Here is a 22440-nt window from a genome sequence, read left to right as displayed (position 1 = left end):
GAGATGTTCAATACCGCCCTCACCCTCGCTGATCTCGGCTTCCTGCTGCAAGGCGCCCTGATGACGCTCGCGGTTACCGCCGTCTCGGTTACCGCCGGCACCGTGCTCGGCATCATCTTCGGCGTCGTGCGCAACCAGGTCGGCCCCTATTGGGCCGCCCCGCTCACCTTCGTGCTCGACATCTTCCGCTCGGTGCCGCTGCTGATCCAGCTGGTGCTTGCCAACGCCTTCCAGGCGATCGCCAAGCTCGGCTGGGCGCCGTTCACGACCTCCTGCGTGGTGCTGTCGCTCTATACGGCCGCCTATTGCACCGAGATCGTTCGCGGCGGCATCTCGTCGGTACCGCCGACGACGCGCCGTGCGGCCCGTTCGCTCGGCATGACCTGGTGGCAGGACATGCGCTACATCGTGGCGCCGCTTGCGACCCGCGTTTCGCTTCCGTCCTGGATCGGCCTGACGCTCGGCGTCATGAAGGACTCCGCACTCGTGCTCTGGCTCGGCCTGATCGAACTCTTGCGCGCCTCGCAGGTTCTCGTCACCCGCCTGCAGGAACCGCTGCTGATCCTTCTGATCTGCGGCGCCATCTACTTCCTCATCAGCTTCCCAATCGCCCGGCTCGGCGGTTACCTTGAAAAACGGTGGTCCAATGATTGAGATCCAGAACGTTCGCAAATCCTTCGGCTCGCTGGAGGTTCTCAAAGGCATCGACCTCACCGTCAACAAGGGCGAGGTGCTGACCATCATTGGCGGCTCCGGTTCCGGAAAATCGACGCTGCTCACCTGCATCAACGGTCTCGAGCCGATCGATTCCGGCCGCATCCTGGTCGACGGCACCGAGGTCCACGCGAAATCAACGAACCTCAACAAGCTGCGCAGCAAGCTCGGCATCGTCTTCCAGCAATTCAATGCTTTCCCGCACCTGACCGTGCTTGAAAACGTCACGCTGGCGCCGCGCAAGGTGCTCGGCCTTTCCAAGGAGAAAGCCGAGGAAATCGCCGTCAAGCAGCTCACCCACGTCGGCCTCGGCGAGAAGCTCGGCGTCTATCCGACCCGCATGTCGGGCGGCCAGCAGCAGCGCATGGCGATCGCCCGCGCGCTCGCCATGTCGCCGGAATACATGCTGTTCGACGAAGTGACCTCGGCGCTCGACCCGCAGCTCGTCGGCGAAGTGCTCGACACGCTGCGCATGCTGGCCTCCGAAGGCATGACGATGATCTGCGTCACCCACGAGATGAAGTTTGCCCGCGAAGTCTCCGACCGCGTCGCCTTCTTCCACAAGGGCGTGATGGCGGAAATCGCCGCACCGGAGGCGCTCTTCGGCGCGCCGAAGGATCCGGAACTCCAGAAGTTCCTGGCAGCGACGCACTGAGCCGATCATGAAGAATGCAGTTCAGCCTGACGTCATCGTCATCGGCGCCGGCGTTGTCGGCCTTTCTGCGGCCATTGCCGCCCAGGCACGGGGACTTTCCGTCACCGTGCTCGACCGGGAAGGTCCGGCAGCGGGTGCCTCGGCGGGCAATGCCGGGGCCTTCGCCTTCACCGACATCCTGCCGCTCGCTTCGCCCGGCATCCTCAAAAAGGCGCCGAAGTGGCTGCTCGACCCGCTCGGCCCGTTGAGTGTGCCGCCGGCCTATGCCGCGCAGATTGCGCCATGGATGTTCCGCTTCTGGCGCGCCTGCTCGGCAAGCCGTGTCGCCCATTCGACGACCGCGCAGACGGCGATGATGGATCTCTCCAAGGCGGAACTCGAACCGTTCCTGGCAGAGACCGGCACGCTGCCGATGCTGCGCAAGGAAGGCAATTTGCAGGTCTATGAAAGCGACGCCGAGCTGAAGGCCTCGCTTCCCGGCTGGACCGCGCGCGCCGAACACGGCATCGAATTCCGGCACATGGGCGCGGCCGAGATGGCCGAGATCCAGCCCGGTCTCGCATCGCGCTTCACCCATGGCACCTTTACCCCCGGCTGGTATTCGATCGCCGATCCCAAGCTCTACACGCTGGCGCTGGCAGACCATTTCCGCGCCAAGGGCGGCGTGATCGAGCGCGCCGAGGTCACGGCGCTAAAGCCTGTCGAAGGCGGCGTCGAACTGACGGCCGACGGCAAGACCCGGCGGACGGAGCAGGTCGTCCTTTCGGCCGGCGCGTTCTCGCACCAGGTCGCCCGCACGCTTGGCGAGCACATCCCGCTCGAAACCGAGCGCGGCTACAACACCACCCTGCCGCAGGATGCCTTTGACCTGCGTACCCAGGTCACCTTCGGCGGCCACGGCTTCGTCGTGACGCGGCTTTCGACCGGCATCCGCGTCGGCGGCGCCGTCGAACTCGGCGGGCTGAAGTTGCCGCCGAACTTCCGCCGCTCGGAGGCCATGCTGAAGAAGGCGCAGACCTTCCTGCCCGGCTTCAAGAGCGGGGGCGGCGTGCAATGGATGGGTTTCCGCCCGTCGCTGCCCGACAGCCTGCCGGCGATCGGCCGCGCCCGCGCCACGGGCCGCGTCGTCTACGCTTTCGGCCACGGCCATCTTGGTCTCACGCAATCGGCCGGCACCGCCCGGCTCGTTGCCGACCTGCTCACCGGCCGGCGGCCGGCGATCGATATCAGCTCCTTCTCGCCCCAACGTTTCTGACAGAGTTTAGACCATGGCCAATCACACCTTCTCCTGCATCGACGGCCACACCTGCGGCAATCCAGTCCGCCTCGTTTCCGGCGGCGGGCCGCGGCTCGAAGGCGCCAACATGCTGGAGAAGCGGGCGCATTTCCTGCGCGAGTTCGACTGGATCCGCACCGGCCTGATGTTCGAGCCGCGCGGCCACGACATGATGTCGGGCTCGATCCTCTATCCGCCGACCCGGCCGGACTGCGACGTGGCGGTGCTCTTCATCGAAACGTCGGGCTGCCTGCCCATGTGCGGCCATGGCACGATCGGCACCATCACCATGGCGATCGAAAACGGCCTGATCACGCCGCGCGAACCGGGCAAGCTTTCAATCGACGCGCCGGCCGGCAAGGTCGACATCACCTATCGCCAGGAAGGCCGCTTCGTCGAAGAAGTGCGCCTCACCAACGTTCCGGGCTTCCTCTACGCCGAGGGGCTGACGGCTGAAGTCGAGGGTCTTGGCGAGATCGTCGTCGACGTCGCCTATGGCGGCAACTTCTACGCCATCGTCGAACCGCAGAAGAACTTTCGCGACATGGCCGACCATACGGCCGGAGAACTTGTCGGCTGGAGCCCGAAGCTCCGCACGGCGCTCAACGCCAAATACGAGTTCGTGCATCCGGAGCACCCGGAAATTCAGGGCCTCAGCCACATCCAGTGGACCGGCAAGCCAACGCAGGCAGAAGCGCATGCGCGCAACGCCGTGTTCTACGGCGAAAAGGCGATCGACCGCTCGCCCTGCGGCACCGGCACGTCGGCGCGCATGGCCCAGCTTGCCGCCAAGGGCAAGCTCAAGGTCGGCGACGAGTTCGTGCATGAATCGATCATCGGTTCGCTGTTCAAGGGCCGTGTCGAGGCGGCGACCAAGGTCGCCAACCGTGAAGCCATCATTCCCTCGATCGCCGGTTGGGCCCGCATGACCGGCATCAACACGATCTTCATCGATGACCGCGACCCCTTTGCCCATGGATTTGTCGTAAAATGACCCAATCGATCTCCGCCCGCAGCATTCTTTCCGGCTCCGCCGATGGCCCCGTCATCGCCACTGAGGAGGCCCTGAGCTTCTGGGGCGGGGTCGATCCGGCAACGGGCCGGGTGATCGACGTGCACCATCCGCTGCACGGCCTCTGTCTGACCGACGGCATCCTGATGATGCCGTCGAGCCGCGGCTCCTGCACCGGTTCAGGCGTGCTGCTCGACATGGCGCTGACCGGCCGTGCGCCGGCGGCCCTGGTCTTCTCGGAAGCCGAGGACGTGCTGACGCTCGGCGCGCTGATCGCGGCCGAAATGTTCGGAAAATCCCTGCCGGTGGTGCGGCTTTCGCGCGACGCCTTCAAGGCGCTGGCTGAGGCAAAGACCGCGCGTATCAGCGATACGGCAATCGAAGCCGATGGCTTGGCAATTCCGGTCGCTCCGCCAGCAATGACGGCGCTTGATCTCACCGACGACGATCGCGCCATGCTCGACGGTCGTGACGGCGTCGCCGTGCAACAGGCGATGCGCATCATCGCGGCGATGGCGGCGCAGCAGGGTGCGGAAAAGCTCATCGACGTGGTCCAGGGCCATATCGACGGCTGCATTTATGCGAGCCCGGCAAACCTCACCTTCGCCGAGAAGATGGCGGACATGGGGGCCAAGGTTCGCGTGCCGACAACCATGAACGCGATCTCGGTCGACCGCGCCAACTGGCAGGCGCAGGGCGTGCCGGAGAGCTTCGGCGATCCGGCAGCAAGGCTTGCCGACGCCTATGTGCGCATGGGCTGCCGCCCGACCTTCACCTGCTCGCCCTATCTGCTCGACAGCGCGCCGAAATCCGGCGAAGCCATCGCCTGGGCGGAATCGAACGCCGTCATATTCGCCAACACGGTGCTCGGCGCGCGCACGGCCAAACACCCGGACTTTCTCGATCTCTGCATTGCGCTCACCGGTCGTGCACCGCTCTCGGGCGTCTATCTCGACGCGCCGCGCAAGGCGACGCGCGTCATCGACGTGGAACTGCCTGAGAATATCGACGATGCCTTCTGGCCGTTGATCGGCTACCTCGCCGGCAAGGCAGCGCCCGACCGCATTCCGCTGTTGCGCGGTCTTGCATCGGCACGCCCGTCGCGTGACGACCTCAAGGCGCTTTGCGCCGCCTTCGGCACCACGTCTGCATCCCCGATGCTGCATGTGGAGGGCGTGACCCCGGAAGCGGAAGGCGCCGCGGCCAAGGATGCCGACCGCACGACGATCACCCGCGCCGACATGGCCGCGGCCTGGTCGCTCCTGAACGAAGGTCCGGAGGAGGTCGAACTCGTCGCCATCGGCAGCCCGCATGCGTCGCTTGAGGAATGCCGCGCACTGGCCACAGCCTTCGACGGCCGCAAGCGCGACAGCAACGTCGCCGTCATCGTCACCGCCGGACGAGACGCGATTGCCGCCGCGCGCGACGAAGGTCTGCTTGCCCGCCTTGAAGAAAGCGGCATCCAGGTGCTGCCGGATCTTTGCTGGTGCTCGATTTCCGAACCGGTCTTTCCGACCAAGACCCGGGCGCTGATGACCAATTCCGGTAAATACGCCCATTACGGTCCCGGTCTTTCCGGCCGCGCCGTGCGCTTCAGCAACCTTGCCGACTGCGTCGAGGCAGCGCTCACCGGCCGCGTTCCGGCGCGGCTGCCGGCCTGGCTCGCCTAACGCCTTTCCCCCTCGCTCAAGCGCCGCTGCGTGGCGGCGCTATCGAGCACGCCCATGCCGAAGCACGGGGCGGCCATCGCGCCGCCGGTGTCGAAGACAACTTATCCATGGTTGCAGCGCCGGGCGTCGGCGATGTCGGGGCCGCGACCATGGGCGACGCGGCCCTGGTCATTCTTGTTCGCCGCCTTGGCGAACCCGGCGGCGGCTGACGCAACCGAACGCGGCGGCGACACAGAAAACGCCCGGTCACACGCGGCGCCAAGCGCGCTTGCGCCCGCCTCCAACGCCGCGTGACCGCCGCTTCGATCAGGTTTTCGTGATGCCGCAGTCACGATTTTTCATTCATTGAAACAACCCCTTCGAGAATCACGAGAAAGCGAGTACTCTGAAGGAACATTGCGCATGGGACGCCGTTTATTCGAATGAGCGAGCCGATAAGCAGCGATCCCCGTCTCAGCCAGCGGCCGCGGGAGAGCATGATGCAAAAGAGCGAATGCGACGTTTTTGATCTCTTCTCGGAGATCTATACAAGTGCAGCGCAAGAAGAAATCAGCCTTCAAGAATACCTTCTGGCATGTCGTGACGACAAAAGCATGTATGCCACCGCGCAGGAGCGGATGGTTACAGCCATAGGTAATCCAACCCTCATCGATACCAGCGCGGACGAACGTCTCGGCCGCATCTTCTCAAACCGGACCGTCAAGATCTATCCATCCTTCGCCGACTTCTACGGCATGGAGGACACGATCGAGCGCATCGTCGGCTACTTCCGCTATGCAGCACAAGGGCTGGAGGAGCGCAAGCAGATCCTCTACCTGCTCGGCCCGGTCGGCGGCGGCAAGTCGTCGCTCGCCGAGCGCCTGAAAAAGCTGATGGAACTTCAGCCGATCTACACGCTGGCTGTCGGCGGCAAGGTCAGCCCAGTCTTTGAATCACCGCTTGGCCTCTTCCACCCCGACCGCATGGCCGATCTGCTCGAAGACAAATACGGCATCGGCCGACGCCGGCTGACCGGCCTCATCTCGCCCTGGGCGACGAAGCGGCTCGACGAAGTCGATGGCGACATCTCCAAGTTCAGCGTCGTCAAGCTGATGCCGTCGCGGCTGCGCCAGGTGGCGATCGCCAAGACCGAGCCCGGCGACGAGAACAACCAGGATGTTTCCTCGCTGGTCGGCAAGGTCGACATCCGCCAGCTCGAAAACTACAGCCAGGCCGATCCCGACGCCTATTCCTACAGCGGCGGGCTCAACCGCACGACGCAAGGCCTGCTCGAATTCGTCGAAATGTTCAAGGCGCCGATCAAGGTCCTGCATCCACTTTTGACCGCCACCCAGGAAGGCAACTACAACGGTACCGAAAGCTTCGGCGGCTTCCCCTATCAGGGCATCGTCGTTGCGCATTCCAACGAGTCCGAGTGGCTGCAGTTCAAGAACAACAAGAACAACGAGGCCTTCCTCGACCGCATCCTCGTGGTCAAGGTGCCGTACTGCCTGCGCGTCACCGAAGAGCGGCAGATCTACGAGAAGCTTTTGCGCGAAAGCGAGCTGACCAAGAGCCCCTGCGCACCGGAAGTGCTGGAAAGCCTCAGCCGCTTCACCGTCTCCACCCGCCTTGCCCGTCACGAGAACTCGCCGCTCTATACCAAGATGCGGGTCTATGATGGCGAGAACCTGAAGGACACCGATCCCAAGGCGAAGTCCGTTCAGGAATATCGCGACGCCGCCGGCGTCGACGAGGGCATGACCGGCATCAGCACCCGCTTCGCCTTCAAGGTCCTGTCGGAAACCTTCAACTATGACACCAAGGAAGTTGCGGCCGATCCCGTGCATCTCATGTACATTCTGGAACAGGCGATCCGCCGCGAACAGTTCCCGAAGGAGACGGAAGCAAGCTACCTGGACTTTATCAAGTCCGAGTTGGCATCGCGCTACGCCGAATTCATCGGCCACGAAATCCAGAAGGCCTATCTCGAATCCTACAGCGAATACGGCCAGAACCTGTTCGACCGTTACATCGCCTATGCCGACGCCTGGCTAGAAGATCAGGACTTCAAGGATCCGGATACCGGACAGATCCTCAACCGGGAAATCCTCGACAGCGAGTTGTCGCAGATCGAAAAGCCGGCCGGCATCGCCAATCCCAAGGACTTCCGCAACGAGGTCGTCAAGTTCACCCTGCGCGCCCGCGCCAAGAACCATGGGAAGAACCCCTCCTGGACGAGCTACGAAAAGCTTCGCGATGTGATCGAGAAGCGCATGTTCGGCCAGGTCGAAGACCTGCTTCCGGTCATCAGCTTCGGCTCGAAGAAGGACAGCGCATCCGAAAAGCAACACGCCGAGTTCGTCCAACGCATGACGGAACGCGGCTACACGGAGCGTCAGGTCCGACGGCTGGTCGACTGGTACATGCGGGTCAACAAGGCGGGCTGACGATGCCGAAACAGGGGATTGGGCCGAAGCAGGGGATTGGTATATGCCGAATTTCATCGACCGGCGGCTCAATCCGAAGGATAAGAGCCTCGGCAATCGACAACGCTTTCTGAAGCGGGCCCGCGAAGAGCTCAAGCGGGTCATCAAGGATCAGGTCAAGTCGGACAGGATCATCGACGTCGATGCCGCCCATGGCGTGCCGATGCCGACCGATGGTGCCAGCGAGCCGACGTTCCAGCCGTCCCGCGGCTCGGGCGAGCGCAACTACGTGCTCCCCGGCAACAAGGAGTTTTCGGCAGGCGACCGCCTGCCGAAACCGGAAGCGGGCGGCGGTGGCGGCGGAAAGGGCAAGCCCGGCACCGGCGAAAGCGACGATGATTTCCAGTTCATCCTGTCGCGCGAGGAAGTGCTGGACCTCTTCTTCGAGGATCTGGAGCTCCCTGACATGGTCAAGCTCAGCCTCAAGGAAACCGTCACCTTCAAGCCCCGCCGCGCCGGCTTCGCCACGGCGGGAACGCCGACGAACATCAATGTCGGGCGCACGATGCGCAACAGTTTCGGCCGACGCCTGGCGCTGCACCGACCGAAGGAGAAGGAACTGACCGCGGTCACCGACGAGATCGCGCAACTGGAAGCGGAACCGGAGCCGACGGCGAAGAGCCGACAGAGGCTCAAGGAACTGCGCGGCGAGTTGGAAAGGATCGAGAAGAAACGCCGGCGCATCCCTTACGTCGATCCGGTCGACATCCGCTTCAACCGCTTCGAGCAGCAGCCGCTGCCGAACGCCAACGCCGTGATGTTCTGCCTGATGGACGTCTCGGCCTCGATGGGCGAGCGCGAGAAGGACCTCGCCAAGCGCTTCTTCGTGCTTCTGCACCTGTTTTTGAAGCGGCGCTACGAACGCATCGACATCGTCTTCATCCGCCACACGGACGAGGCGCGCGAGGTCGACGAGGAGACCTTCTTCTACAGCACCCAGAGCGGCGGCACGATCGTATCGACCGCGCTCGAAGAAATGATCAGGATCGTCGAGGATCGCTACCCCTCGCAGATCTGGAACATCTATGCGGCCCAGGCGTCCGACGGCGACAACATCATCGGCGACAGCGAACACTGTGCGGCCCTGCTCAGGGAAAAGCTGACGAAGCTCTGCCAGTACTATGCCTATGTCGAAATCATCGACGAGCGCGAGACGGAAATCTTCGGCTCGACGGACAACGGCACCGCGCTCTGGCGCGCCTATCGCACGGTGGACGGCGAGAAGTCGAATTTCCAGATGACCCGGATCGCCAAACCCGCCGACATCTACCCGGTCTTCCGCAGGCTTTTTGCCCGGCAGCCGGCCGTACGCACCCGGAAATGAGGGGGAGACCGGATGGCACGACGCACGACCTCAGGTCTCCTGTTCCAGGGGTCCGACTGGAATTTTGCGACGCTGTCGCGTGCCTATGACGCGATCGAGCAGGTCGCGATCGAAGAAATGGGCCTCAGCGTCTACCCGAACCAGCTGGAGATCATCACTTCCGAACAGATGCTCGACGCCTATTCCTCCGTCGGCATGCCGCTCATGTACCAGCACTGGTCCTTCGGCAAGCGCTTTGCCTATGAGGAGCATCACTACCGCAAGGGCCACCGCGGTCTTGCCTATGAGCTGGTGATCAATTCCAATCCCTGCATTACCTATCTCATGGAAGAAAACACCATGGCGATGCAGGCGCTGGTGACCGCGCATGCCGCATTCGGCCATAACCACTTCTTCAAGAACAACTATCTCTTCCGCCAGTGGACCGATGCCGGCGCGATCCTGAGCTACATGGATTTCGCCAAGAAATACGTGACCAAATGCGAGGAGCGCCACGGCACCGCCGCCGTGGAAGCGATCCTCGATTCCGCCCACGCACTGATGGACCAGGGCGTCTTCCGCTACCGCCGCCCGCCACGCCTCTCCTCTGAAAAGGTGCGCGAAAGGGCGCGCGAGCGGCTGGAATATGAGGAGCAGACCTATAGCGACCTCTGGCGGACCCTGCCGCAAGTCGCCGAAAGCCGTGATCCGGCCGAGGCCGAACGCGACGCTTCGGAGCGCAAGAAGGTGCTCAACCTGCCGGAAGAGAACCTGCTCTATTTTCTCGAAAAACACAGCCTGATCCTTGAGCCCTGGCAGCGGGAGCTGCTCAGGATCGTGCGCGTGATCGCGCAATATTTTTCACCGCAGCGCCAGACGAAGGTCATGAACGAGGGCTGCGCCACCTTCGTGCACTACACCATCATCAACCGCCTCTACGACCAGGGCAGGATCGGCGAAGGCCATATGCTGGAGCTGTTGCAGAGCCATTCCAACGTCGTATTCCAGCCGGATTTCGACGACCGCCGCTATCCCGGCATCAACCCGTACGCGCTCGGCTTTGCGATGATGCAGGACATCCAGCGGATTGCCACCGAGCCGACGGAGGAAGATCGCGACTGGTTCCCCGCCTTTGCCGGCAACGGCGACTGGATGGAAACGCTGCGTGACGCCTGGGCGAACCATCGCGACGAGTCCTTCATCCTGCAGTATCTGAGCCCGGCGGTGATGCGTAAATTCCGGCTGTTCCAGCTCTCCGACCGCTCGTCGGATCGTTTCGTCGAGGTTGCCTCGATCCACAACGAGCGCGGCTATTCCGCGGTTCGTTCGGCGCTCGCCAACAGCTACGACGTTGCTGCCAACCAGCCGGACATCCAGGTGATGGACGTCGATCTGCTCGGTGACCGGCAATTGCGGCTGCAGCACAACGTCAAGCACGGTATCCTGCTCGACGAGGGCAGCCGCGACGCGACGATGCGCCATATCCGCCATCTCTGGGGCTATGAGGTGAGCCTTGCCGGCGTCGATGCGCAAAGCGGGCGGACGGTATACGAGTGCTCGACGGCAAAATCGTCCGAGTGAGCGGAAAAGCCGCGCGTCGTGACCATCAGTAGAATTGGTGGTAGGCATTAGAATTATTAAGCCTACAAGACGCAGCTCCGCGCAGCGCATGGGTGGCACACCTTGCGGCGCCACGGCCCTGTGGCGGAGGATCAGCCTGCGATAACGTCCGGCGTGGCCGGCAAGGTCGCCGCCTCCTGCTCGGCGGCCGCGGCGAGCCAATCGTGGAAGGCGGTCATCGCCGGCGTGACGGGGCGCGATTTCAGCCGCGTCAGCCAGTAGCTTCCCATCGAGGTATGAACGTCGAAGGGCTGGCGCATCGTGCCGTTCGACAGCAGCCGCGAGAACATCAGCGGCGGCGCCAGTGCCACGCCGATCCCCTGGGCGGCGGCCTCCATCATCGCCAGCGAGCTATCGAAAACGATGCCCTTGAGCAGCGGCGCCGGATAGGCGATGCCGGCTGCATCGAACCAGGTCACCCACTCGTCGGCTCGGTAGGACCGAAGCAGCGTCTCGTCGAGCAGATCGGCCGGCGTCGTCAGCCGCTCGGCGATCTCGGGGATGCAAAGCACGGACAAAGGTGCCTCGAAGAGCCGCGTCGCCTCGATATTGTGCCAGGAGCCGCCGCCGAAGCGGATGGCGAAATCGAGGCCCTCGGCGGCCATGTCGACACGGTTGTTGTTGGTGGAAAGACGAACGTCGACAAAGGGATACTTCGCCTGGAAGTCGGCGAGCCGCGGCAGCAGCCAGCCGACCGCAAACGTACCGACGGCGCCGATCATCAGCACTTCGCGGATATGCCCCGCCTCGAAGCGGTCGAGCATGTCCGCCATCCGGTCGAAGCTATCGCGCAGGACCGGCAGCAGCGCCTCGCCCTCGGCCGTGATCATCAATCCGCGCGGCAGCCGCTTGAACAGGGTCACGTTCAGGCGGCTTTCGAGAAGCTTGACCTGATGGCTGACCGCGGCTTGCGTAACGCAGAGCTCGATCGCCGCGCGGGTAAAGCTCAGATGCCGCGCCGAGGCTTCGAAAGCGCGCAGCGCATTGAGCGGAAGATATGGCCTGACCATGAATGCCCTAACTCACCTAATGGGTCTTGCAAATAAACGTGGTTTGTTGCGCAAGCACAATCCCTTTACGGTGAACTTTATCGGCGGTGCGTGCCGTTGTCCGGCAGCCGCCAACTCAGGAAAGGCGCGGTCAATCGCACCGCTTTCGGAGACCCGATCCATGCGCCGTTTCATCTGGCCCTAGCGGCCGCAGGCACCGTCGCCGAGCCCACGTCCGCGGACGTAGGCGTACCTCACCACTCCGCTCCGCATGCGCCGCCCGCCGCACGAACACCCGTGCCGTCGATGCTGCCTGCCGCCTTTAAGGTCCGCTCTGCCCATTATGAAGTTCGTCGCAAATCTGCTCGGCATATGCCTCAACCTTACTGTCGTCGTCGCGCTCGCCTCCGCCGCGCTCGTCGCAGCCCTGACGCGGCACCTGCCCGATCACCGCACGCTCGCCAACTGGGAGCCGGCGGTGACCAGCCGCCTCTATGCCGCCGACGGCACGATGGTCGCCGAACTCGCGCGGGAGCGCCGGCTGTTCCTGCCCATCGCCACCATCCCCGCCCGTGTACGCCAGGCATTCCTCTCCGCCGAGGACAAGAACTTCTACACACATCCCGGCATCGACATTGCGAGCATCGGCACGGCGCTGCTCGCCAATCTCGCCAACTACGGCTCCGGTCGGCGCATGATCGGCGGCTCGACGATCACGCAGCAGATCGCCAAGAATTTCCTGCTGACGTCGGACCGGACGGTGGAGCGCAAGCTGCGTGAGGCGATCCTTTCGCTGCGGATCGACCAGACCTATTCCAAGGACCGCATCCTCGAACTCTATCTCAACGACATCTATCTCGGGCGCGGTGCCTATGGCGTGGCGCAGGCAGCACTCACCTATTTCGACAAGCCGGTCAGCGAACTCTCGGTCGCGGAGGCCGCCTTCCTCGCAGCCCTGCCGAAGGCGCCCAACAATTACGACCCGGACCGCCAGGCGGAACGGGCCACCGGCCGCCGCAACTGGGTGATCGACCAGATGCGGCAGAACGGCGTCATCGACGCTGCTGCCGCCGCCAAGGCCTCCGCCACCCCGCTCGGCGTCAGGCAACGCCAGCAATCGCCCGCGGTCGCGAGTTCCGACTATTTCACGGAGGACGTCCGCCGCCAACTCAACGCCCGGTATGGCGAGGCCGCCCTTTATACGGCCGGGTTCTCGGTACGAACGACACTCGATCCGCGATTGCAGGCGGCTGCCATGGCGGCACTGCGCAAGGGCCTCGTCGCCTATGACCAGGCGAAGGGTTACCGCGGCCCCGTCACCCGGCTGCCCTCGACCGGAAACTGGGCACCGGCACTCGCCAAGCTGCAGCCGCTTGCCGACGTGCCGGAATGGCGGCTCGGCGTGGTGCTCGCGACCGACAGGGATGGAGCAGAGATCGGGCTAAGACCTCCGGCTGCGGTACGAAGTGGGGCACTTGGCAGCGACGAGACGATCCGCCTTGACCGGCCCGGCATGGCCTGGGCCTGCCGCTCGGCCAAGGCGAAGCGGGGCTGCGCCGCAGGACCGGACGGGGTCCTTGCGCCCGGCGACGTCGTCTATGTGGAAAAGGTGGGCGACGGCTATGCGCTTCGGCAGCCGCCGCTCGTGCAAGGCGCGCTCGTCTCGATGGACCCGAACACCGGCCGGGTGCTGGCAGTTGCCGGTGGTTTTTCCTATGCCCAGTCAGAGTTCAACCGCGCAACCCAGGCCTATCGCCAGCCGGGCTCGTCGTTCAAGCCCTTCGTCTATGCCGCCGCCCTCGACAACGGCTATGCGCCGACGACGCTGGTGATGGATGCGCCGATCGCCCTTGCCGATGGCGCCGGGCGGATGTGGAAGCCGAAGAACTACGACGGGCGCTTCAGCGGGCCATCGACGCTACGCGTCGGGCTCGAAAACAGCCGCAACCTGATGACCGTGCGCCTTGCCCGCCATCTCGGCATGGATCTGGTCGCCGACTATGGCAAGCGCTTCGGCATCTATGACGAGCTGAAGCCTTACCTGCCGATGTCGCTCGGCGCCGGCGAGACGACGCTGCTCAGGCTGGTCTCGGCCTATGCCGTCATCGCCAATGGCGGCAAGGCCGTCACGCCGTCGATGGTCGATCGCGTCCAAGATCGATACGGCCGCACGATCTTTCGCCACGACCAGCGCAAATGCGACGATTGCACCGCCTCCGACTGGACCGGCCAACAAGAGCCCGCGCCCGTGGACGACCGCGACTACGTACTCGATCCGATGACCGCCTATCAGGTGACCTCGATGCTGCGCGGCGTTGTCGAGCGCGGCACCGCCCGAAACGTCGGCGCGCTCGGCGTCCCGATCGCCGGCAAGACCGGCACCACCAATGACGAGAAGGACGTCTGGTTCGTCGGCTACACGCCTAATGTCGTCACGGGTGTCTTCCTCGGCTACGACACGCCGAAGCCGATGGGCTATGGCGAAACCGGCGGCGGCCTTGCCGCACCCATCTTCATCGACTTCATGAAGGTGGCCCTTGCTGGGAGGCCGGCGGCCGATTTCCACGCGCCAACCGGCATGACGGTCGAGGCGATCGACCGGAAGAGCGGCCAGCCGGTGCCGGCGGGCACGCCGGGCGCCATTCCCGAATCCTTCAAGCCGGGGACCACGCCCTGCGCCGGCGGCTGCCCGGTCATCGACGGCTTCGAAACGGCGAGCACATCGGCAACCGTCGATGCGGACCTTACGCCCGAACAGCGCGAAAAACTTCTCACCAACAGCAGCGGGCTTTATTGAGATGGCACGCAAGGTTCAGCCCCGGCCGGATCCCCGCGGCCGCCTTCTCCTTGTCATCGGTGCCTTCGCGCTCGTCTTCGGCCTCATGCTCGCGCGGCTTGTCCAGCTGGGTGTCGCCGACTACGAGCGCACCGGCTACATACCGCCACCGCCATCGCTCGGCCGCCCCTCGATCCTTGACCGCAACGGTAATCTGCTGGCGATCGACGTGCCGAGTTCCGGGCTCTACGCCGAGCCTCGGCTGATCGTCGATGTCGACGAGGCGGTCGAGAAGCTGACCGAGATCTTTCCTGATCTCGACGGGCGCGACCTCTATCGACGCCTGAAGAGCGGTGCGGCCTTTGCCTGGATCAAGCGCCAGGTCACGCCCGCCGAAGAGCAGGCCGTCTGGAACGCCGGCCTCCCGGCGATCGGTTTCCAACGCGAGAAGCAGCGCTTCTATCCCAACGGCACGCTCGCCGCCCATGTGCTCGGCACGGTCGATATCGACAATATCGGCATCGCCGGGATCGAGCGCTGGATCGAGGGCCAGGGGCTGGATGTGCTGCGCCAAAGCGGCATGGATCTCTCCCATCGCAATCTTGAGCCGGTCAGCACGACGCTCGATATCCGCATCCAGCACGCGCTCGAGGTCGAACTGCGCAAGGCGATCGCCAAGTTCAGCGCCAAGGCCGGCGCCGGCCTGGTGCTCGACGTCACCAATGGCGAGATCCTGGCGCTCGTTTCCTACCCGGATTTCGACCCGAACCTGCCTGTCGATGCGCTGAAGCCCGACCGCATCAACCGCATCGCCGCCGCCACCTTCGAAATGGGCTCGACCTTCAAGGCACTGACGACGGCCATGGCGCTCGATTCCGGCCAGTTCACGCTCCGCTCCGTCATCGACGCCAGCAAGCCGCTTGCCTTCGGCCGCTTCCGCATCAACGACTACCGCGGCCAGCATCGACCGCTGACGGTGCCGGAAGCCTTCATCTATTCCTCGAACATCTCTATGGCGAAGATGGCGATCGCGGTCGGCCCGGAGAACCTGCGGGCGTTCCTGACGCGCTTCGGGCAGATGTCGCGGCTGACGACGGAACTGCCGGAAAGCGCCCATCCGCAATTGCCCCGGCGCTGGGGCGAGATCGACACGGCCACCGCGTCCTACGGTCACGGCATCGCCGTGACGCCGCTGCAGGCGAGCATCGCGGTCGCGGCGCTGGTCAACGGCGGGCTTCTCATAAGGCCGACGCTGATCAAGGGCGCGGCTCTCGACGAGCGCATCATCGCGCGCGATCTGATCAAGCCGGAGACCGGCGAGGCGCTGCGCTATCTGCTACGGCTCAACGCCAAGACCGGCTCGGCCAAGAAGGCGGAGGTCAAAGGCTACTTCATCGGCGGCAAAACCGGCACGGCGGAAAAGGTGGTTGGCGGGCGCTACTCGAAGGAATTGAACATCACCTCCTTCATGGGCGTCGTTCCCGTCGACAACCCGCGCTACCTGCTTCTCACCTTGCTCGACGAGCCCAAGGGTCTGAAAGAGACCTACGGCTTCCGCACCTCCGGCTGGAACGCAGCACCACTGGGCGGCGCGGTGTTCGAACGAATCTTGCCGATGCTCGCCCTGATGCCCGATTTCAGAATCGCCGATGTCAGCTTCCCCGAGATCAGCAGCCAGGGCGCCTTCGGCTCGCAGCTTTTTCCGTCGCCGACGAGCACCGGCGAGCGCAGCAGCGGCGCGGTCGACGGAGCGCTTTGATCCCTGCCGCCGCGGCAGGCAATGACGCGCGAGCCGGCTACCGACCCGTCGGCTATGCCTCGAGGAAAGCGCGGGAGAAACCCGGTTCGGTCACTTCGATCGTTCCATCCGGAAGCTTCAGAAAGCGTTCGATGGCGGTGCCGTAGGTTCGCATCCAGCCGTCGAGCATCGCAGCCGCGCCGTCGAGGTCGCCGGCCTCCTGCCGCTGCAAAGCCTTGTGCATCACCTTGGCGACGCTCAGCCGCAGTTGGAGCAGCATCAGGGCGGACGCTTCCGGATCGGGTGCATCGAGCGTTCCGTCCGCATGCCCACGCCGCAGCATCTCGGCGACCAGCGGCAGGCTGACGGTCATCAGCGCCTCGTCGATACGGTGGTAAAGCGCGACGTTTTCGGGCTTGAAGAGGGCATTGAAGCTGTTCTTCAGCTGCGGCGCCATGTCGAGCTTCAGCCGCCGCGAGCCGGCGAAAAGCGCGTTCAGCTGTCCGACCGCGTCGAGCGACGGATCCTCGAAAAGCGGCTGCAATTCCTTCAGGTTCCGCGCAGCCAGGCGGGTCGCGACCGCCTCCAGCAGCGCCTCCTTCGAGACGAAATAGTGGTAAAAGGCGCCCTTGGAGACATTGGCTTCACGGATGACGTCGTTGACCGTCGTGTTCTCGTAGCCGTGCAGGAAGAACAAACGCTCGGCGCAATCGATCAACTCGTTCGATCGGACTTCCGGCGATTTCTTCGTTCTGACCATGAGCGCTCCCAGAAGGGCGGCTTAGCACGGGTTTGCGGCGCGGTCCACGATGCTGCCGAAGGTCGAGGGAGTCGATGGCCTTGAAACAAACCGACCGTCGGTCTATTTATACTGAACGGATAGGAAGCGTTCAAGGAGCGTCTCGTGCGGCTCACTCGTTATGCAATCGGAGCGGCCGTTGTCGTTGCCGTCGGTGCGGCGGGGGCCTGGTATTTTCTTCGCCCGGTTCCCGTCTCCGTCATTTCGCCGAAACGCGGCGATGCGGCGGAGATCATCTATGCCGATGGCGTGGTGGAGCCGCGCACCTGGGCAAAAGTCACGCCGACAGTCGCCGAGCGCATCGTCGAGCAGTGCAATTGCGAAGGGCAGCGCGTCGCCAAGGGCGACGTGCTCGCCCGTCTCGACGACACCGAGGCGCGAGCGGCGCTCGGCGAACTGCAGGCGCGGCTGACACTGGCGCAGGAGGAATATCGCCGCAAGCTGGCACTTGCCGAGCGCAGCACGATCAGCGAACAGGAGGTCGACCGGGCGCGCAGCGAACTCGGCCAGCTCGAAGCACTCGTTGCCGGCCACCAGGCGCGGCTCGCGACCTATGTGCTGCGCGCACCGAGCGCCGGACAGGTGCTCAGGCAGGACGGCGAGATCGGCGAGGTTGCGGACCTCGGCACGGTACTCTTCTGGGTCGGGGAGCCGAAACCGCTGATCGTGACCGCCGACGTCAACGAAGAGGATATCCCACGCGTCGAAGTCGGCCAGGAGGCGCTGCTCCGATCGGACGCCTTCCCCGATCGAAAGCTGGAAGCGACGGTCGACAGCATCACGCCCAAGGGTGATCCGGTAACGAAGACCTATCGCGTGCGCTTTCGACTGCCCGACGACACGCCGCTTCGGATCGGCATGTCGACCGACGTCAACATCATCGTGCGGGTCGCAAAGGGCGCCTTGATCATCCCGACCGTGGCGCTGGAGGGAACGAAGGCCGCCGTGATCGACGGCAATCGCGCCCGGATCCGCGAGCTGAAAACAGGCATCCGCGGCGCCGACGGCGTCGAGATCCTCTCTGGCCTCAAAGACGACGTGCGCGTCGTCTCGCCCTTCCCGACCGGCCTTGCCGACGGCACGCGGGTGAAGGCCACCCCTGCCCCAGAGAAATGAGCCCGCCATGCGCCTCATCCTCGACATCGCACTGACGCACATATCCGGCCGGGGCCGGCAGACGATCGTTGCGATGATGGGTGTGGCGGTCGGTGTCGGCTTCTCCATTGCCATGGCAGCGTTGATGCAAGGCGGCCAAGACGATTTCGTCCGCCAACTCGTCGACACCATGCCGCATGTGCAGGTGACCGATGAGCAGCGCACGGCACGCCGCCAGCCGGCAGAAGACCTTTTCGATGCCGCCGCCATTTCCGGCTTGAGACCACGCGACGACCGCCGCGGCATCATCAACCCGACGGCAGCCCTATCCTGGCTCGACGGCTGGGTTCCCGGCCGCTTTGCCGCCACCCTCAAGACGCAGGGCGTGCTTCGCTATTCCGGCCAGGAGGTGGGCGCTGCCGTCATCGGCATCGATCCGCAGGCGGAGCCGCGGGTCTCGCCGATCATCGGCGATTTCAAGGCGGGCAGCTTCGCAGCCCTTGCCGCGGGCGGCAACAATGTGGTGATCGGCGATACCATGGCCGCCCGGCTCGGCGCCAAGCTCGGCGACACGATCACCGCCGTCTCTTCGGAAGGGCTCAGCCGCCGCTTCAAGATCGTCGGTCTCTTCCACACCGGCACGACCGCCCGCGACGAGGGCGAGGCCTATGTGCTGCAGAAAAACGCGCAGATCCTCTCGGCCCGGCCGAACGCGATCAACGTGATCAACATCAAGCTCGACGATCCGAACGCCGCCCCGGCCGTCGCCCGGCGCATCGAGGCGGAGCTCGGCTACAAGGCGGTCGCCTGGCAGGAAGCCAACGAGTCCATCCTCGAGGCGCTCGTCGTGCGCAACGTCATCATGTACACGGTGGTCGCCGCGATCATGCTGGTCGCCGGCTTCGGCATCTTCAACATCATCTCGACGATCACGCACGAAAAGGCGCGCGACATCGCCATCATGAAGTCGCTCGGCTTCACCGAGACCGACATGCGCATCCTCTTCGTACTGGAAGGCGTGGCCATCGCTACAGCCGGCACGCTTCTCGGCTGGGCGTTCGGTTTCGCAATGATCTACGCGCTCTCGCTCGTCCGTTTCGAACTCGCGGCCACTGGCCAGGAAATGACCCGGCTGCCGATCGCCTGGAGCATGCTTCACTATCTGATCGCCGCCACCTTCGCAGTTGGATCGGCAGCGGTCGCCGGCTATCTGCCGGCCCGGCGCGCCGCCCGCGCCAATCCCGTCGACATCATCCGGGGCGCGACATGAGCACGCTAATCGAAACAAGGGATCTGACGCGGATCCTGAGGGAGACCGTACCGGTCACGCTGGTGAAGGACATCACCTTGAGCATCGGCGAGCGGGAATTCGTCGCCGTCACCGGCCCCTCCGGTTCCGGCAAATCGTCGCTTCTCTATCTGCTCGGCCTGCTCGACCGGCCGACGGGCGGCACACTCTCGATCCGCGGTCGCGATACGGCGCAGATGGACGAGTACGAACGGGCCGCCACGCGGCTCGCCAATATCGGCTTCGTCTTCCAGTTTCACTTCCTGTTGCCGGAATTTACTGCCCGCGAGAACGTCGAGATCCCGATGCGCAAGCTCGGTCGCCTTGGCCGGAGCGAGATGCGTGAGAAGGCAGGCGAGTTGCTTGCCGCGCTCGGGCTCGCCGATCACCTGGACAAGCGGCCCGACCAGCTTTCGGGCGGCCAGCGCCAACGCGTCGCGGTCGCCCGTGCGCTCGCCAACGATCCGCCGCTGATCCTCGCCGACGAACCGACCGGCAGCCTCGACAGCAAGAGCTCCGAGCAGGTCTTCAGGATCCTGGAAACGCTGGTGCGCGAAGAGGGCAAGACCGTGGTCGCGGTCACCCATGACCTGGACATGGCCGCGCGCATGGACCGGCGCCTTCAGCTCATCGATGGGCGCCTGACCACGGATGCCGACGATGCCGCACCCAAAGACGAAGGTGCGGCAGCGGAGGTCTGACGACGAGGCCTCAGCCGAAGACGAGATCGCTCTCCGAGAGCACCGAGAGCGAGACATCCTCGATCAGAATGCCTTCGGTCTCAGAGCCGTTGAAGGAGACGAACACGCCATCGGCCGTATCGCGCGCCGCGGCCAGGAAATCGGCATAGCTGTGAATACCCGTCGTGTCCTGGGCCTCGTCGGAAAAGGCGATGCGGTCACCCTGCCGACCATCGAAATCGAGAATGCGATCGAGGCCTGCCTCGCCGGAGGTTTCCGACGACCAGGAAAAGGTGTCGGCGCCGCGACCGCCCATCAGCACATCGCTGCCGTTACCGCCGCTCAACAGATCGTTCTCGGAGCCGCCATCGAGGAAATCCGCCCCGTCGCCACCGAAAAGTTGGTCGTTTTCCGACGCCCCGCTCAGCCTGTCGTCGCCGCCGCGCCCGTCGAGGATGTCGTTGCCGCTCGAAGAATAGAAGGTGTCGTTGTCGTCACCGCCGCGCAGCACATCGTCGTAGCGCCCGCTCGAAATGTTGAAATATTCGATACCGGTGAAGGTCAGGCCGGTATGGGTGACACCCCGTACCGCGTCGAAGTCCATCGCCTCCGGCAGGCCGCCATAGTTGAGGTTCAGCAGATCCCGGCCCTCGCCGCCATCGACCTCGCCGAGGTAGCGGGCATTGATCGTATCGTTGCCCGCGCCGCCACGCAGGATCGACGCGACGCCGAGGCTGCCGCTGCCGGGAAAGGTGTCCTGTAGCCAGTCGTCTCCGGCCCCGCCATCGAGCACGTCGCTGCCGCCGGTATTGGCAAGCGTGTCCCTTCCGTCGCCGCCATAGGCCACGTCGTCGCCGGCGCCGGTGACGATCGAGTCGTTTCCGGCACCCCCGTGAATGTAATCGTTGCCGTCTTCGCCATAAAGCGCATCCGCCCCGGCGCCGCCTTCGAGATGATCGTTTCCACCGCCGGCCTCGACCACGAGGTAGGTCAGATCGCCGGCGATGACCCGATCGTTGCCGCTGCCGAACATGAGGCTCGCCTCCTCGATGCCGTTAATGACCGTGCCGGTCGAGGCGCGTCCGGCGGAGAAGTCGATCGTCAGGTCGCTCGTGCGCTGTGTTTCCTTGATCCATAGCCAGTCCTGGCCCGCTCCGCCGTCGATCTCTGCCGAATAGAGCGTCGAGGTGATCTGGTCCCGGCCGTCGCCGCCAAACAGACGATTGGCGCCAAGCCCATCGATGATCGTATCGTCGCCAGCACCCGCATCGACGAAATCGTTGCCGCCGCCGGTCTGGATGACATCGGAAAGCGTGCTCCCGAGAATCCGGTCGTTGCCGCTTCCCGTCGTCACTTCGATCTTTTCGATGCCGTCATAGGTGACGAAGATGTGCCGCTCGCCCGCTGTCTGGTAACCGATGATGCCGTGGCCGTTCTCCAGGTTGAAGACGACGGGGGCTTTGGCGGCGACGAGATCGATGGCCAGCGTATCGGTGCCGCTGCCGCCGGAAACGGTGCTGCCGGTACCGATGAGAACGAAGCGGTCGTTGCCCGCGCCGCCATCGAGACGGTCGTGACCGCCGCTGTTGGTGATGAGATCGTTTCCGCCACCGGCGTAGACGACATCGTTGCCGGCGCCGGTCGAGATGTTGTCGCCCGAGGCGGTACCGGTGATCCTGTCATCGCCGCTGCCGGCAAGCACCCGCAACCACTCGATATCGTGGAAGAAGACGTGGCGCCCGGCGACCGCGGGATCGCCGACATAACCGTGGCCGGCCGCGCCGTTGAACACCATCTTCTCGGCGGTCTGCGAGAAATCGACCACGAGACCGTCATAGCCAGCCCCTCCGGTGACCGCGCCACCCGTCCCGTTGAGCACGATCTGGTCGTCGTCGGCGCCGCCGTCGAGCCGATCGTAGCCACTCGAGCTGATCAGGGTATCACGCCCGCCGCCGCCGCTGACGAAATCATCACCAGCGCCGCCATCGATCGTGTCGGCGCCGAACAGCCCCCAGATTCGGTCGCTTTCCCCGGTCCCCTTCAAAACGTCGTTGCCATAGGAACCTACGATCCTCGCCATGCGACCACTCCCCTTCAAACCATTTTCAAAAATACTTTGCTGCATGAATGTTAATTCGTCGCTTTGGACTGTATGTATATAAATACGTAAAGCAATACCGAAATAAATACTTGAAATACCGGCAATATAATTCGAGATTTATATTAGATATTTCGCGCGTATATTTTCATCGCCGTCGCGTTGCCGGACGACCGCCGTGGCCTTGCCGCGAGCCCCGGGCGCGAGAAACGCGCGCGAGCTTTCGGAAAAGACAGAACTCAAGCCACGAACCGTGAGA

At 64.2% G+C, this 22440-nt stretch carries 16 protein-coding genes; 13 read left to right on the top strand and 3 right to left on the bottom strand.

Going from position 1 to position 22440, the window contains the following annotated elements; genetic code table 11:
* The first annotated feature begins 3 nt into the window (after window positions 1–3).
* The 8 genes from JVX98_RS05465 (at window position 4) to JVX98_RS05430 (ending at window position 10679) form a co-directional block, all read left to right on the top strand.
* Window positions 4–654, top strand: a complete 651-nt coding sequence (locus tag JVX98_RS05465; RefSeq protein ID WP_034798414.1) for an amino acid ABC transporter permease — start codon at window positions 4–6, stop codon at window positions 652–654.
* Window positions 647–1369 carry an amino acid ABC transporter ATP-binding protein gene (locus tag JVX98_RS05460; RefSeq protein WP_043612991.1) on the top strand — a complete coding sequence of 241 codons (723 nt, stop codon included), beginning with the start codon at window positions 647–649 and terminating at the stop codon, window positions 1367–1369. The genes JVX98_RS05465 and JVX98_RS05460 overlap by 8 nt, the downstream gene beginning before the upstream one ends.
* A gap of 7 nt (window positions 1370–1376) precedes the next feature.
* On the top strand, window positions 1377–2624 hold the full coding sequence (locus tag JVX98_RS05455; protein WP_205236073.1) for an FAD-binding oxidoreductase: 1248 nt from the start codon (window positions 1377–1379) through the stop codon (window positions 2622–2624).
* 13 nt (window positions 2625–2637) lie between these two features.
* Window positions 2638–3639, top strand: a complete 1002-nt coding sequence (locus tag JVX98_RS05450; RefSeq protein ID WP_205236072.1) for a 4-hydroxyproline epimerase — start codon at window positions 2638–2640, stop codon at window positions 3637–3639.
* Entirely contained in the window at window positions 3636–5327 is a 1692-nt protein-coding gene (locus JVX98_RS05445; protein ID WP_205236071.1) for an aconitase X, read from the top strand. The genes JVX98_RS05450 and JVX98_RS05445 overlap by 4 nt, the downstream gene beginning before the upstream one ends.
* 479 nt (window positions 5328–5806) lie before the next feature.
* Entirely contained in the window at window positions 5807–7756 is a 1950-nt protein-coding gene (locus JVX98_RS05440) for a PrkA family serine protein kinase (protein WP_043613002.1), read from the top strand.
* 43 nt (window positions 7757–7799) lie between these two features.
* Window positions 7800–9119, top strand: coding sequence for a YeaH/YhbH family protein (locus tag JVX98_RS05435; RefSeq protein WP_192450111.1), 1320 nt, complete (start codon window positions 7800–7802; stop codon window positions 9117–9119).
* A gap of 12 nt (window positions 9120–9131) precedes the next feature.
* Complete coding sequence (locus JVX98_RS05430; protein WP_192450110.1) at window positions 9132–10679, top strand: SpoVR family protein; 1548 nt, start codon at window positions 9132–9134, stop codon at window positions 10677–10679.
* 131 nt (window positions 10680–10810) lie between these two features.
* Here the strand turns inward: JVX98_RS05430 and JVX98_RS05425 are convergent, their stop codons facing one another.
* A complete protein-coding gene (locus JVX98_RS05425; protein ID WP_205236070.1) occupies window positions 10811–11728 on the bottom strand; it encodes a LysR family transcriptional regulator in 918 nt (305 codons plus the stop codon).
* A 319-nt stretch (window positions 11729–12047) separates the two neighbouring features.
* Between JVX98_RS05425 and JVX98_RS05420 the strand changes: the two genes are divergently transcribed.
* Complete coding sequence (locus JVX98_RS05420; RefSeq protein WP_371826525.1) at window positions 12048–14504, top strand: penicillin-binding protein 1A; 2457 nt, start codon at window positions 12048–12050, stop codon at window positions 14502–14504.
* A gap of 1 nt (window position 14505) precedes the next feature.
* Complete coding sequence (locus JVX98_RS05415; protein ID WP_205236068.1) at window positions 14506–16242, top strand: penicillin-binding protein 2; 1737 nt, start codon at window positions 14506–14508, stop codon at window positions 16240–16242.
* A gap of 52 nt (window positions 16243–16294) precedes the next feature.
* On the opposite strand, the gene JVX98_RS05410 is transcribed toward JVX98_RS05415, so the two are convergent.
* Window positions 16295–16981, bottom strand: a complete 687-nt coding sequence (locus tag JVX98_RS05410) for a TetR/AcrR family transcriptional regulator (protein WP_192450106.1) — start codon at window positions 16979–16981, stop codon at window positions 16295–16297.
* A 144-nt stretch (window positions 16982–17125) separates the two neighbouring features.
* On the opposite strand from JVX98_RS05410, the gene JVX98_RS05405 reads away from it, so the two are divergent.
* Genes JVX98_RS05405 through JVX98_RS05395 form a run of 3 tightly spaced genes read left to right on the top strand, consistent with a single transcriptional unit; the run spans window position 17126 to window position 20104 of the window.
* Window positions 17126–18136 (top strand): efflux RND transporter periplasmic adaptor subunit, encoded by a 1011-nt coding sequence (locus JVX98_RS05405; RefSeq protein ID WP_205236067.1) that lies wholly within the window; start codon window positions 17126–17128, stop codon window positions 18134–18136.
* A 7-nt stretch (window positions 18137–18143) separates the two neighbouring features.
* Window positions 18144–19385: an ABC transporter permease gene (locus JVX98_RS05400; protein WP_205236066.1), complete on the top strand. Its 1242-nt coding sequence runs from the start codon at window positions 18144–18146 to the stop codon at window positions 19383–19385.
* On the top strand, window positions 19382–20104 hold the full coding sequence (locus tag JVX98_RS05395) for an ABC transporter ATP-binding protein (RefSeq protein ID WP_205236065.1): 723 nt from the start codon (window positions 19382–19384) through the stop codon (window positions 20102–20104). Before JVX98_RS05400 ends, JVX98_RS05395 begins: the two co-directional genes overlap by 4 nt.
* A gap of 10 nt (window positions 20105–20114) precedes the next feature.
* On the opposite strand, the gene JVX98_RS05390 is transcribed toward JVX98_RS05395, so the two are convergent.
* A complete protein-coding gene (locus JVX98_RS05390) occupies window positions 20115–22163 on the bottom strand; it encodes a calcium-binding protein (protein WP_205236064.1) in 2049 nt (682 codons plus the stop codon).
* Window positions 22164–22440 lie beyond the last annotated feature (277 nt).

Origin of the sequence: Ensifer sp. PDNC004, from assembly GCF_016919405.1 — a bacterium.
Lineage (GTDB): Bacteria > Pseudomonadota > Alphaproteobacteria > Rhizobiales > Rhizobiaceae > Ensifer.
The sequence above is the reverse complement of the archived record's forward strand: the minus strand, read 5'-3'. Positions and strand labels throughout refer to the sequence as shown.